13 protein-coding genes are annotated in these 16,420 nt (G+C 59.0%); 7 read left to right on the forward strand and 6 right to left on the reverse strand.

All coding sequences use genetic code 11. The features are described from left to right. Positions 1–149: 149 nt before the first annotated feature. The 4 genes from ACWGTI_RS22460 to ACWGTI_RS22475 are packed head-to-tail and all read left to right on the forward strand — an operon-like array spanning position 150 to position 3,811. Positions 150–782: a NeuD/PglB/VioB family sugar acetyltransferase gene (locus tag ACWGTI_RS22460; RefSeq protein WP_454589161.1), complete on the forward strand. Its 633-nt coding sequence runs from the start codon at positions 150–152 to the stop codon at positions 780–782. Next, entirely contained in the window at positions 782–1,903 is a 1,122-nt protein-coding gene (locus tag ACWGTI_RS22465) for a DegT/DnrJ/EryC1/StrS family aminotransferase (RefSeq protein WP_454589126.1), read from the forward strand. The genes ACWGTI_RS22460 and ACWGTI_RS22465 overlap by 1 nt, the downstream gene beginning before the upstream one ends. Beyond that, positions 1,896–2,666: a glycosyltransferase family 2 protein gene (locus tag ACWGTI_RS22470; protein WP_454589127.1), complete on the forward strand. Its 771-nt coding sequence runs from the start codon at positions 1,896–1,898 to the stop codon at positions 2,664–2,666. The genes ACWGTI_RS22465 and ACWGTI_RS22470 overlap by 8 nt, the downstream gene beginning before the upstream one ends. Then, positions 2,663–3,811 carry a glycosyltransferase gene (locus ACWGTI_RS22475; RefSeq protein WP_454589128.1) on the forward strand — a complete coding sequence of 383 codons (1,149 nt, stop codon included), beginning with the start codon at positions 2,663–2,665 and terminating at the stop codon, positions 3,809–3,811. Before ACWGTI_RS22470 ends, ACWGTI_RS22475 begins: the two co-directional genes overlap by 4 nt. Positions 3,812–3,864: 53 nt before the next feature. Here ACWGTI_RS22475 and ACWGTI_RS22480 read toward each other — a convergent pair whose 3' ends face one another. The 4 genes from ACWGTI_RS22480 to ACWGTI_RS22495 all read right to left on the reverse strand — a co-directional run bounded on the left by ACWGTI_RS22480 (position 3,865) and on the right by ACWGTI_RS22495 (position 9,355). Next, positions 3,865–4,956, reverse strand: a complete 1,092-nt coding sequence (locus ACWGTI_RS22480; protein ID WP_454589129.1) for a hypothetical protein — start codon at positions 4,954–4,956, stop codon at positions 3,865–3,867. A gap of 207 nt (positions 4,957–5,163) precedes the next feature. Further along, positions 5,164–6,171, reverse strand: coding sequence for an acyltransferase family protein (locus tag ACWGTI_RS22485; RefSeq protein WP_454589130.1), 1,008 nt, complete (start codon positions 6,169–6,171; stop codon positions 5,164–5,166). Positions 6,172–6,679: 508 nt separating this feature from the next. Beyond that, positions 6,680–8,686 (reverse strand): acyltransferase family protein, encoded by a 2,007-nt coding sequence (locus ACWGTI_RS22490; protein ID WP_454589131.1) that lies wholly within the window; start codon positions 8,684–8,686, stop codon positions 6,680–6,682. Between the two features lie 60 nt (positions 8,687–8,746). Beyond that, entirely contained in the window at positions 8,747–9,355 is a 609-nt protein-coding gene (locus ACWGTI_RS22495) for a TetR/AcrR family transcriptional regulator (protein ID WP_454589132.1), read from the reverse strand. 109 nt (positions 9,356–9,464) lie between these two features. On the opposite strand from ACWGTI_RS22495, the gene ACWGTI_RS22500 reads away from it, so the two are divergent. From ACWGTI_RS22500 to ACWGTI_RS22510, 3 genes are all read left to right on the forward strand, one after another. Then, positions 9,465–10,151, forward strand: coding sequence for a PspA/IM30 family protein (locus tag ACWGTI_RS22500; protein ID WP_454589133.1), 687 nt, complete (start codon positions 9,465–9,467; stop codon positions 10,149–10,151). Between the two features lie 94 nt (positions 10,152–10,245). Continuing rightward, on the forward strand, positions 10,246–10,533 hold the full coding sequence (locus ACWGTI_RS22505) for a YiaA/YiaB family inner membrane protein (protein WP_454577649.1): 288 nt from the start codon (positions 10,246–10,248) through the stop codon (positions 10,531–10,533). Between the two features lie 94 nt (positions 10,534–10,627). Continuing rightward, positions 10,628–14,053: an acyl-[ACP]--phospholipid O-acyltransferase gene (locus ACWGTI_RS22510; RefSeq protein ID WP_454589134.1), complete on the forward strand. Its 3,426-nt coding sequence runs from the start codon at positions 10,628–10,630 to the stop codon at positions 14,051–14,053. A gap of 66 nt (positions 14,054–14,119) precedes the next feature. On the opposite strand, the gene ACWGTI_RS22515 is transcribed toward ACWGTI_RS22510, so the two are convergent. Together ACWGTI_RS22515 and ACWGTI_RS22520 are read right to left on the reverse strand one after the other, a co-directional pair. Next, positions 14,120–15,331 (reverse strand): hypothetical protein, encoded by a 1,212-nt coding sequence (locus ACWGTI_RS22515; RefSeq protein WP_454589135.1) that lies wholly within the window; start codon positions 15,329–15,331, stop codon positions 14,120–14,122. A gap of 28 nt (positions 15,332–15,359) precedes the next feature. Then, entirely contained in the window at positions 15,360–16,310 is a 951-nt protein-coding gene (locus ACWGTI_RS22520; RefSeq protein WP_454589136.1) for a hypothetical protein, read from the reverse strand. Between the last annotated feature and the right edge of the window lie 110 nt (positions 16,311–16,420).

A 16,420-nucleotide genomic window follows, 5' to 3' on the forward strand; every position in this document is an offset into this window, starting at 1 on the left:
AAAAAATAGGCCCTGACTCAGGCCTCTCAGTTGCTTCACCTAAGCCGAGGTTCACACCCTGTGCATTTCTAAGGCAAACGGCACAAAAAACTAGCAATCCTGGATCGCCCATCTTAGAACGCTACGACATCCTTCGAGCCAAATTAGTGATGACTCATAAAGCTATAATATATGGAGCTGGCGGGCACGCGCGGGAATTGCAGTTCCAGCTGCATGCCGAAGGAGTACCTACGCTCGCCTTTGTTGATGATTTCAGGTCTGGCTTTGATATTGAGGGCATACCGGTGCTTTCCCGGGAAGGTGCCTCCTCACGTTTCCTGGACGGCCGCTGGTTCGTAGCAATCGGTGACAATGCTGGCAGGAAAAACATCCTTGCTGTGCTTCGAGATCTGGGCTTGCCAATCGGCTCATTCATTAGCTCGCGTGCTCTAGTTTCTCCGTCCGCATCGATTTCTGGAGCCGCACAAATATTTGCGAATGCCGTCATTTCAGCTGGCACAGCGCTAGAGGACAACGTGATCGTCAATTTCGGCTCCATTCTTCATCATGACGTGAAAATAGGTGCCAATTCCTTCATAGCCGGCGGTGTGACGATTGCTGGAAATGTGACGGTAGGCTCAGGAGTTTGGCTGGGCGTCGGTTGCACCGTAATCAATGGGACATCCGACCATCCCCTTAACATTGGCGACAATGTGGTCGTTGGCGCCCAGGCGTGCGTGGTGAGGGACGTCCGCGATCACGAAATCGTGGTCGGCGTGCCAGCAAAGCCGAGGTCTTTCTAGTGCCAAATACGCCGATCTATATTGCTCGCCCAATCGTACCGACGATCGATGATTTCGTTGCACAATTAACTCCGGCACTAGAGAGCCGCCGGCTTACAAACGGGGGTCCGATCTCAGCCGATCTAGAACTTCGATTGGCAGAGCTATTCCGCACGCGCCATGTCAACCTCATGAGCAACGGCACCGTAGCAATCGAGATCGCGGCGAAAGCGCTGAATTTTCGAAAAAAGGTTATAACCACCCCATTTACCTTCGCAGCTTCGGTCGGAGCTCTGATTTGGATTGGTCTCGACCCTGTTTTAGTGGACATTGAAGAAGAGTATCTTACAATCAGTCCCGACTCTGTTGCTTCGGCGATCGACGGCGACGTCAGTGGGATCCTGGGAGTGCACGTTTATGGCTGCCCCTGCGATGTCGACGCATTGGCAACGATATCGAGCTCCAACCGAATTCCAATCCTTTATGACGGCGCGCATTTGTTCGACGCGACTTACAACGGACGCCCGGTGGTGAACTATGGTGACGCCACTACCATGAGCTTTCACGCGACCAAGCAATTTAATACCGGAGAAGGCGGCGCCGTGGTTACGTCGTCGCTTGAGGTCAACTCACGGGTTAGCATCCTGAAAAATTTCGGTATCGAATCTGAAGATTTGATTTCGGAGGTAGGGATCAACGGGAAGATGAGTGAGCTGAACGCCGCATTTGGCTTGGCAAACTTAAACGCTCTATTTGAGGAACGGGCTCGCCGTAGCGCCGTTATTCAAATCTATCGGGATAGCCTTTCGGAACACCGCAAGATTCAGATTGTTCCCCAGCGCCCTGGGACAGTCGGGTCAAGCAGCTATTTTGCTATCCGCCTGCCTGTCGAGAATGGACGACCCCTCCGCGACAAAGTGTACTTAGCCCTACGAGAGATTGGCATTTATACGCGGAAGTATTTCTACCCCCTGATGTCCGATGTAACGCCGTACACGAGCCGGATGTCACAGACTATGTTTGATCTTCCAAACGCAAAACGCGCCGCTTTGGAAGTATTAACTCTTCCGCTGCATGGCGGGGTCACAGACGATGATGCGTTATTCATTGCGACGTCGGTCAAGGACGCTATTGATGGCTGATACCCAGATAACCGTCGTTATACCAACGTATAACCACGAGGCGTACATTGCCGAGGCGATTCAAAGCGCTCGCAGTCAGTCGATTTTTCGACACTGCAATGTAATAGTGTCGGATGATTGCTCGGTTGATAATACAGTTGATATCGCTCGGAAAGTGTCAGGTGCGGCCGCGAATATCACCGTTAGGAAGAACGCGTCAAACCTCGGAGTTATGGAGCATTATAAGCTGCTTGCACGTCTGGCGGATACGCCATACCTAGCAATTCTTGAGGGTGACGATTACTGGCAATCATTTGACAAATTAGAGCTCCAGAAATCTCTCATGGATGCTCATCCGAGCGTCGGCCTATGCTTTTCTGCCTGCCTTGTGACTGATGACGCAGCAGGCACCAGTTGGCATCATCCCGGATGGCCGGTCAATCGGCATCGTGTGGTTGAACTTCTCGACATGCTCACAAGCAATCCGATCGCTACGTTTTCGAATTGCTTTTATCGGACGGAGAGATTCGTAGAAGTAGTCGAACGAACGAACGTCAAAAGCGGTTACGACTGGCTCCTCAACATGACAATCGCTTCGAGCGGGGGAGCCCTATTTGCCGCTCGAACATGCACGGTTTACAGGTTGCACGCGAATGGCACCTGGACCCGGCTCAATTCGGAGCAGAAGCGATCGGCAATTGTCAAGTCGCTTTTGGCCTTGAAGAACAATGTCGACGCTTCCTTCGATCCTTACATCGACGCCGCCATAGCGAGCACTAAATGACGTCGAGTCCGCTGGTCTCCGTTCTTATACCGTCATACAATCACGCCCCCTTTGTCGGCGCGGCCATCGATAGCGTTCTTGCGCAGACATATGAAAATTTGCAGGTCGTCATTGTGGACGACGCTTCGTCCGACAATTCTGCAGACGTGATACGATCAAAAGGTGACGAGCGAGTTGTTCGTCGGATTCTGCCCAGCAATGTTGGCGCCTGTCAGGCCATGAATATAGGCCTTTCGATGTGTGAAGGCGCCTACATTGCGGTCTGTAATTCTGACGACGTCTGGGTTCCCGCTAAGCTTGAGCAACAGCTCGAGAAATTTAAGGTCGGACCGAATTTGGCTGCTGTCTTTTCTGACGTTGAATGGATCGACGAGCTGGGCCGCCCTTTGTCATCGGCGAATTCGCCATCGTTTGAGGCAGTTTTCAGGCAACCGAATCGATCCCGCTTTACATGGATCAGGGATCTAATTGAAAGCGGTAACTGCCTCTGCCATCCGTCGGTGCTCATAAAACGCGAGGTTTATGGGACTGTTGGGACGTATAACAATTTTTACAGGCAGCTCCCCGATTTGGACATGTGGCTTAGGGTCTTGCAACACTACGAGATTTTCGTGATGCCTGAGAAGTTGGTGGGGTTCCGTGTGCATGCCACCAATACGAGTCGCCCAAGCCCTACGACTAGTAATAGGTCGATCAATGAACATAGGCTCATCCTTGTGAACATGATGAGGAGGATTACTCCGGAGAATTTCTATGCTGCGTTCGGGTTTATCAATGCGTCGACGAGTTGCGACCCGGGTGCATTGAAATTTGAAATCGCGTCGTACTTGCTGGACCACCGAGGGTTGTATGAAACGATGTTCAATCAGCTCGGAGCTGAAATCCTGCTTGAAATACCGCCAGACGAGATAATTCAAAGAGGCTTATCTGCTCATCATTTTCACGAGAAAGTTGGCCGCAACTCCGCCTGGATCCCATATCCTCAACCTCGTGGAGACGCGGCCGTTTCTCAAACCGAAACGACTCGAACCGGTTCTGGACGGCTGATCGCAGAAACAAGGACGGTTGAGCTTCTAAGAATTGCCGGCAGACGGATCAAAGTAAGCCTGCCCCGCCGCTTGAGGGGACTCGTCTTCAAGCCCTAACGGCTTCAAAGCCGATATTTGCCGATATGTGAAGTCATTTGCACGTCTCTAAATCAATCCCGTAACGCTTCCTTCGCGCATTTCCAAGCGAGGGCGTTGAGCTTTTTGATTGCCGCCGGATGATCGGCGCTGAAGCGCTCGATATCGGCCCACTCAAGCTCACTTTCGTGGGCCTGTGAGAAAATGCGACCGCGCCCGGATGCATTCAGGAACTGTCCGCTATGGTGGTTGGCTAAATCACGCTCGATGGTGAGAAACTGTTCAATCTCGGAGTGAATTTTGATCGAGCTGCGATACGACACGAGGTCCACCAGTTCGGCAACCTCGGCCTTAATTTCGGACAGATTCTCCAGAAGCCACCGATGGACCCATGGACCCGGCTCTTCGCCCAATTTTACCAGCGCCACATTTAGTAACCGGTTGGTCTCTAATGCTTCGAAGCCAACGTGACGATTTGGGAAAGGGGTCGAGATATCCATCCCAAACGTTGAGATACCGACCACGCTCTTCCAAAAATGGGTGAACAGATCGGTGCCTTGGTCGATCACGTTATTATAGGCGACGAAGACAGTGTAGGGCTCGCCAAACGCCATGGCGCAACGCTGAGCGATCTGCCGATAGTGCCCCAGATTGTGCTTTGCGGGGTCTTCAACGAAAGCGCGCAAGCGATTGATATACGTCTCCGTTGCGAAACTTTCAGTCCAGCCGTGCTTTACAAGCTCCTGGGTGAATGATCGCAGGAAGCCTGACATCTCGCGGAAGTAGACAACGGCAAAGGCCCTACGGTGAGGATGCAGGTCGGCAAGAGCTTTCATTCCACGAGGGGACAACTCTGAAAAACCTTCGGAGGATATGACGATGTTTTCAGCGTGGTTCTTGAGCGCAGCGTAGTCGGCTGCAGCAGCGCCAGGAGAAGGCGCTTCGAGATCGCCAGCCAGTGAGTGATGGGCGTAGTTGCCGATCTCAACTCTGACATCTGGGTAAACGATGCCCGCGGCCATAAGTTTAGTCTGGTTTATCCGTGACAGCGATTGGATGTAGGTCGTGCCAGTCTTGGGTGTGCCAAGATGAAAAATCGTGGCACGCTCCTGTCTCTGGAGTCTCCGAAGTACCGGAGCTTTGTGCGTGGGTTTGAGAAAGAACATGTAAATTCCGTTGATACCAACCCGTAGTAAATTGAAACGCGGCGCTGTCAGTACCCTGTTGTTCTGCTCCCGTTGGATGAGCTAAACCAAAAACGGCGTGACGCAAACCCAAGGCGGCCTGGCTAGCTTCGTAGGGTTGGTCGTCTGGCGAATGTCACAAGCAAACGTTGTCGGCAGAGATGCCGGCGCCTTCGTGCAAATTGTTGTCTATGCGGTCGAAACCGCTGGCGCTTCAGCTCGCTGCTGGAGCCGCCATTTGCTGATCGGCTTTTCAATGTAACGCCAAAGCGGAACCGCGACCAGAAGGGACAGCGTGCCCGACACGGCAAACAACAAAAGCGGGTTAGCCGGCATCCAGCCCGCCATCATGTAATGGACGCAGATTTGCTGGATAGGCCAAGCGAAGACGAAGACACCGTAGCTGTAATCGTTTTGCAGCTTGATCGAAAACGGTGCGAAGGCGCAGATGTAGATCAAAGCGATGGGCATCGCCAAAAGGTAGATGAAATAGCGTACCTCCCATATCGTAACGTCCCAGATGAAGCCGAATTTCCACCATGCTTGCACGAAGGCCAGGACGTCATTGGACACGTTTGGCGTAAACAGCAGGGCGAGAACAGCTATCGCCGGTGGGCCAAGGCGAGCTATCTCGATGCTTTTCTCAAGCCGGATGTAGGCACCGCAGACGAATAAAAGGACCAAGGGCGCTATCACGGTTTGACCGTTGCTGGCGGACTTCATGTTGATAATGATCAGCAGAAGACCGACCACGTAGACAGTTCCGACAACGGATGGGCGCAGCAGAGCCATGATGCCGAACAGCGCAACGCCGATGTACATCAGGACCTCCCAGTTGATTGTCCACAAGCTCCCGTGGATGATGCCCGCCTGAGGTTGACCGGCATAGTCGTTAAAATAAGCAGCGGCGGCGAGCGCAAAAGCGTGGCTGACGATCAACGCTGGAAGCAAACGAGCCGCACGGCGAAGCACAAAGGGCCAGCCTCGCGAGCGAGCCCAAGAGCCGGCGATTAGGTACCCGCTGATCACGAAGAAGCAATGCACGGCGAAATTGCCGAGCGACCTGTTCATGATGATCGGTTCAACTGGAAGTCCCAGCATCGGATAGGAATGACTCAGAACGACACTGAGCGCAGCGATCAGACGAATCGCTGTGAAATTATCGCTGCTCGGACTAGCCGGCGCGATCGCCGTCATGGCCGGAGGCTTTCATACCAATGCATTGGACAAGGATCCTCGCTATAACCGCGCATTACCGCTGATTCACAAAAGTCTCAATCTCATTTGAAGATTTCCCGCTAATAAGCAGATCAATGCCTGTACTATCGGGCCGTCGAGCGCTTTAGCGGTGACCGACCAAGCGCCAGGGCATCAACGGCCACGAACTTACCGCGGCCAACCAGAGCCAACGCGTTCTTTTGTGTTAGCGACGCCGGAACAGAGCACGCTCGGGCAACCGCTTCGGATCCTGCCGGGCCTTTGCTGTGCGGAGCATTGCTCCGGCACCGCGATGCGATCTTGGAAGCAGGGATGATACAGAACGCCGCTGGACGAGGGGAGATATTAAAATCCAAAAGCACAATATTCTCAAAGCAGCAGGAAACGAAGCTGGCGCGCTTTCGGTGGATTTCAGCCTCCACCAGCGGAATTTTTCCCGAGCCTGTCCCGTCTGCATCTCTGGCGAGAGAAATCGCCTCGGCGCCTCCTAAAGACCCGCCTTCGCTGCGAGATAAGGCGCCAAGGCAAGCGAATAGCTGGCTGTCAGATGATGATTGTCACGCCAGACAATGATGTTGCCGACAACCGCCGGACATAGTTGCGGCCCGCAGATGGCGTCGATCATGTCGATGGCGCGCACGTTTTTCTGTCCCTCCGCGGCCAACACCAACACGTCGCTCCGCTCAATGTCGCCCAGCTTTGTGACGCATTTCGTTGGCGTCGAACTCAGGCAATCGCCCGGATCGAATTTCATGTAGGGCGTGTTGCGAATGGCGACGATTTGCGAACCAGCTTCCGTCAACCTGCTCCAGACACTTCGCAGCCCCTCGATCATCATGTCTTGCGGCACCGATCCGTAGTTGGACTGGCTAGTGACGATCAGATCCGGCTTCAGCTTGAGGATCTCGGCGAGCACCTTTTCGCCCCACTGCGCACATAACACGTTCGGTTTGCCATCCGCCGTGATGGCCACGCGGCTGAATGGGCAGGCCGATTTTGTAAAGGTAACCAGTTTGAATTTGCGGTCCTTGGCGATCTTGTCCAGAGCCGGAACCCACTGGGCTGCATGAGAATCTCCCACCAGGACAATGGTTTTCGTACCCGCCGGATCGCCGAGAGAGCACCGTTTGGGCTCAGAGCTTTCCTCCTGGTGGCACTTCGTTGCATACACGACCGGCACGTCCCTTCTCAGCCGGGCCAATGGCGGCAGTAGATTCAGGCCGTCCGGAACCGCGGCGCCGGAGACGAGAGCGGCAGGCCCGGGGTAGGAAGGCGTGCCGATCAGCGCGGTGTCGATGCGTTCTGCTTTCAGAAAAAGCAGCAGGCTGCCTGATGCAGCCACGCATGCCAGCACTGCGACGGTACCGTACCCCAGCGGCTTCCACCACGCGCCGCCCCGGGATTGCCGGTAGGGTTGTTCGACATAGCGATAAGACAGGTCCGACAGGATCAGGGTCACCGCAATCAGGCCGACACCACTGGCAAATGTCAGCGAATGGCCCTGCCCCAGGAAGAATGTGATCAGCGGCCAATGCCAGAGGTAGATCGAATAGGAACGATCGCCGATGAAACGGATCGGCCACAAATCGAGCCCGCGAAATCGACCGGCTTGGACGTCGCCAGCCAGGATGACGAGCACGGTGGCCAAGGTTGGCAATAACGCACTGACGCCTGGGAATAGCGTCGCCGCTGAAAACAGAAAAGCGGAGGCTAGGGTGCCGGCGATACCGGCAAACGCCAACAGCCGGCTTGCACCCGCGCCCAATCGAAACCGGTGCTCGCCAAGCACCAGCAGGCCGCCCAGCGCCAATTCCCACAGGCGTGTGTGGCTGACGAAATAGGCCTGGGCGGGGTCAGTTTTCGTCAGGACAATCGAGGCGACAAGCGATGCCACGAAAACAAGCGACAATGTCGTCGCCAGGCTTCGTCTCAAGGAGAGCTGCCATCGCCGCGCCAGCCAGATCACGCCGATCATGAGTACCGGCCAGACGATGTAGAACTGCTCTTCGATGGAAAGCGACCAGTAATGCTGCACTGGCGTCGGCAGATTGTCGGCGTCGAGATAGCTGACAGCTTCGTGGGCCAGACGCCAGTTCTCGACATAGAGCGCGCTGGCCAGGATCTGCTTGGCGGTTTCCTCCCAGCGTGCCTTGGAAATGAACAGCAGGGTGCCGAGCAGCGTCATCAGAAGCACTAGGATCGCGGCCGGTAAAAGCCTGCGGATTCGCCGCGAATAGAACTCGATCAGCGAGATACGGCCGTCGCGCAGCGCCATCTCAGCCAGCAGACCGGTGATCAGATAGCCCGAAATGACGAAAAAGACGTCGACGCCGATATATCCGCCGGGAAGCACATTGGGCCACAAGTGGAAAACAACGACCAGAGCGACGGCCAGTCCGCGCAGCCCCTGTATTTCGGGCCGAAACCGACGTTCCTGATCGATTGTCAACGAAGATCCCCTAATTGCTTCAGCCGGCCTGAACCAACAGGGCATTTCTGGCCGCGATCTTCATAAGGGCAGAAATCGGCAAGGCAAAGAGCCGATCGCCGCAGCTCATTCCCTTTCCGTCTCCAGCCCGCTCACCAGCGTGTCGACGAAACCCAGCAGCTCGCTTTCGAGGTCGGTGGGCGCCAAGCCGATGAAACGGTCTTCGAGCGAAATGGCGACGATGCCGTGGACGGCAGAGAACAGCGTGCGGGCGCGGGCCAGAAGCTCCGGTGTGTCCAACGCCGGGAGCAGCTGGGCAAGCGGCTCGACCAGATGCTGGATCAGCACCGCATGTTCGGCCAGGTGCCATTCAGGTACGGCCACGCCGGGCGCCATGCGGTGTTCGAACAGCGCCTTCCACGCCATGCGATTGTCGCGCGCGAAGCTGAGATAGGCTTTGGCCAGCGCCTTCAGCCTTGCTCTCGATTTGGCGGTGCCGGTCGCCTCCTGTTCCAAGGCCGCTCCCAGACTGGCCAGCGTGATCGAATTGACGTGCAGGATGAGCTCGTCGAGGTCGGCGAAGGCGGTGTAGAGCGCACCCAGCGCGCAGCCCGCATCGGCCGTGATGTCACGGGCGCGCAGGCCGGCGAGCCCCGAGGATTGAATACGCGCCTGGGCGGCCTCGATCAGCCTGCCTTTGAGATCCTCGCGTTTGGCGTCCCGTTTTGCCGTCATTAACCTTCCTTACGCGAAATTTGTGAACGCCGTTCATTTTTTGTCTTGAACGTCGTTCACGATGTGTTACGTTGCATTCGTGAACAACGTTCATAGAGGAGAAACGGGAATGTTGAAACAGTTTTTTGCCCTCGTCCGGGGCCGAAGCTACGAAGCCGCCGAGACTGTGGTCGACCGCAACGCCCTGGTGATCCTGCGCCAGCAGATCCGCGATTGCGCCGACGCCATTGCTGCTGCCCGCCGGGCAGTCGCAATTGCCATCGCCCAGAACGAACAGGAAGTCTTGCAGTTCAAGAAGCTGGTCGTTCGCATCGACGATCTGGAGAAGCGCACGATCGCCGCGATCGACCAGGGCCAGAATGAACTGGCCCGCGAGGCCGCCGAAACCATCGCCATGCTGGAATCCGAACGCGATGCCTCCAGCGAGGCGCAGAAGAGCTTCAGCACCGAGATCGAGCGGCTAAAGCGCATTGTCCGGGCTTCCGAAATGCGACTGCGCGAACTGCAGCGCGGCCAGCGCATTGTTGCCGCGGTCGACTCAACCCAGCGCCTGCGCGAAAGCGCTCCGGGCTCAAGCCTCTCGGCGCTCAAGGACGCCGAGGAGACGCTGCTTCGCCTGCGCACAAGGCAAAAGCAGATCGACGCCACCGCGGCCGCCATGGCCGAGATGGAGCAGTCGGGCGATCCGGCCGCGGTCAGCGAAAAGCTCGCGGCCGCCGGGTGTGGCGCCCCGTTGCGCAGTAGCGCCGACGCCGTGCTCCAGCGCCTCGCCGCCAAGATGGCCAAGCCAGCTTGACCCTGACCGGCCTGCCAAATCCGATCTTATTGTATCCGGCCTGAAACAGACCCACGCCCAGCCAACCTAACCCTGAAACGAAAGGATTATACCGATGACCCCGAACACCTATTCCCCCAAGGATTCAAGCGCCTGGAAGACCTTCACCATGGCCAGTTTCGCTGTTGCCGCTGTGATGATGGCAGGCGGCATCTACTTCATGGAAGCAAGTTTCGCCGCCAAGGGGTTTTATGCCATGGCCGCCATCATGCTCGTGCACACCTCGATCACCATCACCAAGACACTGCGCGACTCGGAAGAGGCAAGCCGCTTCATCAACCGGCTGGAAGACGCCAAGACCGAGAAGCTGCTGATGGATGTCAGCCGCAGTAACGAAGTGTAACCGGGTTCCCGCTACACATAGGCTCAAACCGCGCAAGACCGCTGATCGATCCCGTCTGGATTTTCAACGGTCTTGCCCAATGGAAACCGCCGCTATGGAAATCGCTCCGATCAATCGTCCCACAGCTCATCTGATGACGTCCCGGCGCTTTGCGCCGTTGTTCTGGACGCAGTTCCTGTCCGCCTTCAATGACAATTTCCTGAAGAACACGCTGTCCCTTCTTATTCTGTTTACGCTGGCGGCGGACAAAGGCGGCTCTCTGGTCACCCTGGCAGGCGCCGTCTTCATGGCGCCCTTCCTGCTTCTGTCGGCGCTCGGCGGCGAGATCGCCGACCGCTTCGACAAGGCCCTCATCGCCAAGCGTCTGAAATTCGCCGAAATCGCCGCCGCTGGTGTGTCCGTTGCCGGCATCGCGTTGTCGTCCATCCCCGTGCTGATGACGGCATTGTTGATGTTCGGCATCATCTCGGCCCTGTTCGGGCCGATCAAATACGGCATCCTGCCCGACCACCTCGAGCGCAAGGAATTGCCGAAGGCCAACGCCTGGATCGAATCGGCCACGTTTGCCGCCATCCTCGGCGGCACCATCGCCGGCGGCGTCGTTTCCGCCGATGGCATCGGTGTCACGGTGTTCGGACCGATCATGATGGCGCTCGCCGTCGGCTGCTGGCTCGTCAGCCGCTATATCCCGTCCACCGGTTCGGCAGCGCCCGACCTCGTCATCGACAAGAACATCTTCCGCTCGACCTGGCGTCAGGTGGCCGAATTGCGCACCGACATGCGCATCTGGCGCGCCGGCCTGATGACGTCCTGGTTCTGGCTGATCGGCGCAGTCGTGCTGTCGCTCTTGCCTGTGCTGATCAAGGATTCGCTCGGCGGCAACGAGCTGGCGGTCACCTGCTATCTTGCCGTGTTCGCTGTCTCGATCGCGATCGGCTCGGCCATCGCCGCCTGGATGTCGCAAGGGCGCATCGTGCTCTTGCCGGCGCCGGTCGGCACGGCCTTGCTGGCGCTGTTCGGCCTGCATCTGGCCTGGACCATTTCGAGCATGACGCCTTCGCCCCCGACAGAAACCCTCGGCGCATTCTTTGCCGGGCCGAACACGATCCGGGTCGCGATCGACCTCGCCGGCATGGCCATTGCAGCCGCCTTCCTGGTGGTGCCGACCTTCGCCGCCGTGCAGGCCTGGTCGCCCGAAGCGCGCCGCGCCCGCGTCGTCGCCGCGGTCAGCATCGTCAACGCCGGCTTCATGACCGTCGGCGGCGTCATCGTTGCCCTGATCCAGACCAAGGTCTCCATCGGCGGCATCCTCTTCGGCCTCGCTGCGGCCAATGCGATTGCCGCCTGGCTGATGCTGAAATTCCTGCCGACCAATCCCTTCCGTGACTTCGTCTCCATCCTGTTCCGCGCCTTTCTGCGCCTGGAGGTCGAGGGCATGGACAACCTCAAGGCGGCCGGCAAGGCGCCGATCCTGGCGCTCAACCATGTCAGCTTCCTCGACGGCCCGCTGGCGCTGACGCTGACCGATGAGGAGCCGGTCTTCGCCATCGACTACTTCATCGCCCAGGCCTGGTGGATGAAGCCGTTCATGAAACTTGCCCGCGCATTGCCGCTCAATCCGGCCAAGCCAATGTCCACCCGCACGCTGATCAAGGTCGTGCAGGGTGGCGACCCGCTGGTCATCTTCCCGGAGGGCCGCATCACTGTCACCGGCGGCCTGATGAAGGTCTATGACGGCGCCGCCACGGTCGCCGACAAGACCGGCTCGATGGTTGTGCCGGTGCGCATCGACGGGCTGGAGAAGACCTACTTCTCGCGGCTGTCCTCGCAGCATGTGCGCCGCCGTCTGTTCCCCAAGGTCAAAGTGACCATTCTGGAACCGGTCAAGCTCGAAGTGCCGCAGGAGCTGAAGGGGCGCAAGCGCCGCGCCGCGGCCGGCTCTGCCCTCTACCAGGTGATGTCGGATCTCGTCTTCCGCACCCAGGACATCGACAAGACCGTGCTGGGAAAAATCATCCAGACAGCCAATGAGCGCGGCATGAAGCAGCTCGCCGTCGAGGATCCGGTCACCGGCTCGCTCAGCTACGGCAAGCTTTTGACGGCCGTTGCCGTGCTCGGCGAGAAGTTCCAGAACACGTATGCCGACCAGCAGACGCTGGGCATCATGCTGCCCAACGCCAACGGCGCCTGCGCAGCCCTGCTCGGCGTCATGTCGGCGGGCAAGGTCCCGGCGATGATGAACTTCACCGCCGGCGCCACCAACATACTGTCGGCCTGCAAGGCGGCTGAAGTCCGGACCGTGCTCACCTCCCGCGCATTCGTCGAACAGGCAAAGCTCGGCGCCGTGGTCGAGGAACTCGGTCGGTCGGTCAAGATCGTCTGGCTCGACGATCTCAGGAAGACCATCGGTCTCAAGGACAAGCTGCTCGGCCTGCTGCGCAAATCGACGCCGCGCGCGAAGCGCTTGCCCGACGATCCGGCGGTGATCCTGTTCACCTCGGGTTCGGAAGGCACGCCCAAGGGCGTCGTGCTGACCCACCGCAACATCCTGGCCAATGCCGCCCAGGCGGCGTCCCGCATCGATTTCCATTCGGGCGACAAGGTGTTCAACGTGCTGCCGATCTTCCATTCCTTCGGCATGACGGCGGGCACCGTGCTGCCGCTGATCTCCGGCGTGCCGGTCTATTTCTACCCCTCGCCGTTGCACTATCGCATCGTGCCCGAACTGATCTACGCCTCGAACGCGACGATCATCTTCGGCACCGATACCTTCCTGTCGGGCTATGCGCGCACCGCGCACCCCTACGACTTCCGCTCGATACGCTATTGCTTTGCCGGTGCAGAACCGGTCAAGGCAGCGACGCGCATGACCTATATGGAGAAGTTCGGCGTGCGCATCCTCGAGGGCTACGGCGTCACCGAGACGGCGCCGGTGATCTCGATCAACACGCCGATGTACAACCGCTCCGGAACCGTCGGCAAGATCATGCCCGGCATGGAATACCGCCTCGACCCGGTGCCCGGCGTCGATGATGGTGGACGACTGTTTGTGCGCGGACCCAATGTCATGGCCGGCTATCTCCGGGCCGAGAAGCCCGGCGTGCTCGAACGGCTCGAAGACGGCTGGCATGACACTGGCGACGTCGTCGCTATCGACGAGGGCGGCTTCATCACCATCCGCGGCCGCGCCAAGCGCTTCGCCAAGATCGGCGGCGAGATGATCTCGCTGGCGGCTGTCGAGGCTCTGGCCGGCGAATTGTGGAAAGGCTCGCTGTCGGCCGTCGCCACGGTGCCGGACGCACGCAAGGGCGAAAAGCTGATCCTCATCACCGAGGCTCCCGGCGCCTCCCGCGCGGACTTCCTCGCCTTCGCCAAGGCCAATGGCGCCATGGACCTGATGGTCCCGGCCGAGGTACGGGTCGTCTCAAAAGTGCCGGTGCTCGGCTCCGGCAAGCTCGACTTCGCCGCCGTCACCAAAACGGTACGCGACCAAGAAGCCATGAAGACCAAGGCCGCCTGATCGAGGCGCGTTGATCGACGGGACATAAGGCCGGCGCAAAACGGCGGCCTTATGTCCCGAAAGCGGTCAGCCCTTTAGCTCCCGCTGCGAGATCAGCATCGCCATGCGCTGGACGGCGCGCAGCTCCATCTCCAGCCCCGGCGACGAGGCCAACGCCGGCATGTTGAGCGCCACCACGGTCAACGGTTCGAGCGTCGCCAGCAGAACATGTGTCGCTTCGTATTTCTCGAACAGCCAGGCCAGCTGTTCGCGTATATCCTGGTCGACCGGCGCATCCAGCTTCATATCGGCGACCGAGCGCACGGGCTCCTGTTCCAGCGCCCGCGCCAGCACCTTGAGGTCGAAATCGCCAAGGTCGGCGGTTGGCAGGATCAACGCACCGTCGACAAGGATATGGTGCTGCAGCCCACGCAGGAAGCGCGCGGAATCGGTCAGATCGCCCTCGGCCATATGCTTCAGCAGCGAGTCGCGGCGCTTTTCGGCGGTAAGGCTGACGCTGTCATTGTAGATGACGGCCAGCAGCGTCGCCGACAGCACGATCACCACGCCCTGCACGCTGCCGCGCCAGCCGAGATCGTCGATGCCGCCCAGCGCCAGCCCGGCAAACACCGAGCTCAGCGCAACGACGGCAAAGGCGCCGATCGTGTCGCGATGGCCAAGGCTCGCGCGCCCAAGCCCGATCGTGAGCCAACACAGGAACAGGATGGCGATGCCGCCAAGCCGCACCGGCACTTCGAACAGGCCGGGCCGATAGTCGGTGACCATGAACGGCAGGATCAAAAGCAGCGACAGCGCCATGCGCTCGACCGTGCGGTTCTCGGCAGCCGATAGGCTGTCGCGGTCGCGCGTCATCACCAGCCAGCCTATGGCGAGAAAGCCACCGAACTGGAAGGCCAGCAGCGCCGCCATCCGCCACGGCTCTGCGAAGCGTTCGGGAATCAGCGCCAGCAGGAAGAACAGCCCTACGCCGCTGGCAGCGAAAAATTTAAGCGCAAACGGCGCGTGACGGCGCAGAAGGCCTTCGGTCAGCAAAAGCGCCGCCAGCGGCAGCAGGCCCGCCGCGACGATGGTGACGAAGCGGAAGACGGCAAAGCCCGTCGTCCAGTCGAGAATTCGGCAGGCGAGCAGCGCCGCCAGCACCCTCAGGCCGAACAGGAAGCGTCTCGACAAGGGATCGCCGGTGTCGCGCGCGCCCACCACCGAGATGACGATCAGCAGCCCCGCCAGCGCAGCCAGCGAAGTGATGGTGTCGGCGACCAGTGTGTCGTCGAGGTTCATGGCTCGAGGCGCCCCTCAAAAGAGAAGCTTAGCGTGTCCATGGTCTCAGCACATTCCATTGGCGGCTGGAGTCGGCCCAGTGAACAACCGGCAGCACCAGACGCTGCAACGTGGCGGCCGCACCCGCCACGGCAAGGGCGGCAAGCGAGCCGCGCGGCACCGTGTCGGCGAGATAGGTGCGCGCGGACTGGAAGCTCATCTGGCCGATCTGCAGCACATCGTCACCGCGCCCATAGTCGAGCTCGTTGCGGCAGAACGCGTTAAAGATCTCGTCGCGGTGCTTGGCCGCTTCGTCGAATGCCTTTTTCAGATCGTCCGAGCCGCCGGTATAGGCATTGGTGATGACGAAGCGCTCTTCGTCGAAACCAGCTTCGGGACCGACGCCGAAGACATGGCGGTGACGCGCCATGATCTGCCGCGCCAAAAGCACATGGGTGAGCGAGCGCCGCGCACCGGCGTGCGGGCCGGGAAACACATTGCTGAAGGCCTCGGCGACCATGCCGACGACGGCCGGCACCTGGGTGACGTTGGAGATCCAGATCGGCCGGAGCTGATTGCGCAGGAACATCAGGAAACAGGTCAGGCCGTAGAGAATCCAGCTCAGGCCCCGGCTGCGCTCGTCCGGATCGACCATGACCAGGCCGAGATGCAACACCTCATAGGGCTTGCCAGCCAGCGATATCTCCATCAGCGCCAGCGCATTGAAGGCGATCGGCCGCCCGTCGCTGCGCCGGTAGACGATGGTGATGATGGAATGTTCGAGCCGGCTGCGGTCACCGGAAAACACGCCATAGGTCAGGCTGCTGTCCCTGAGCGTCTTCGACGCCACCAGCCGCAAATCCGCGCTCAATTGCTCCAGCTGGGCCGGCTGCATCCAGCGCCCGGGCCGCTCCACGACGCGCGTCTCGTAGCTGTCGGACACGCGCATGCGCACATCCATGAACCGACCCGGCAGCAGCTGCAGAACCGCCTTGAGCAAGGTTTTTCCCCTTGGCAGAGTGTTGGGGCGTAGGATGGGGGGTATTGGCTAAGGTGGGGTAAACTGGCCAAGTGGTCGTGGTTTGGGAATGTGAAACTGCCGATCCTGAT

Source organism: Mesorhizobium sp. ArgA1, assembly GCF_053714375.1.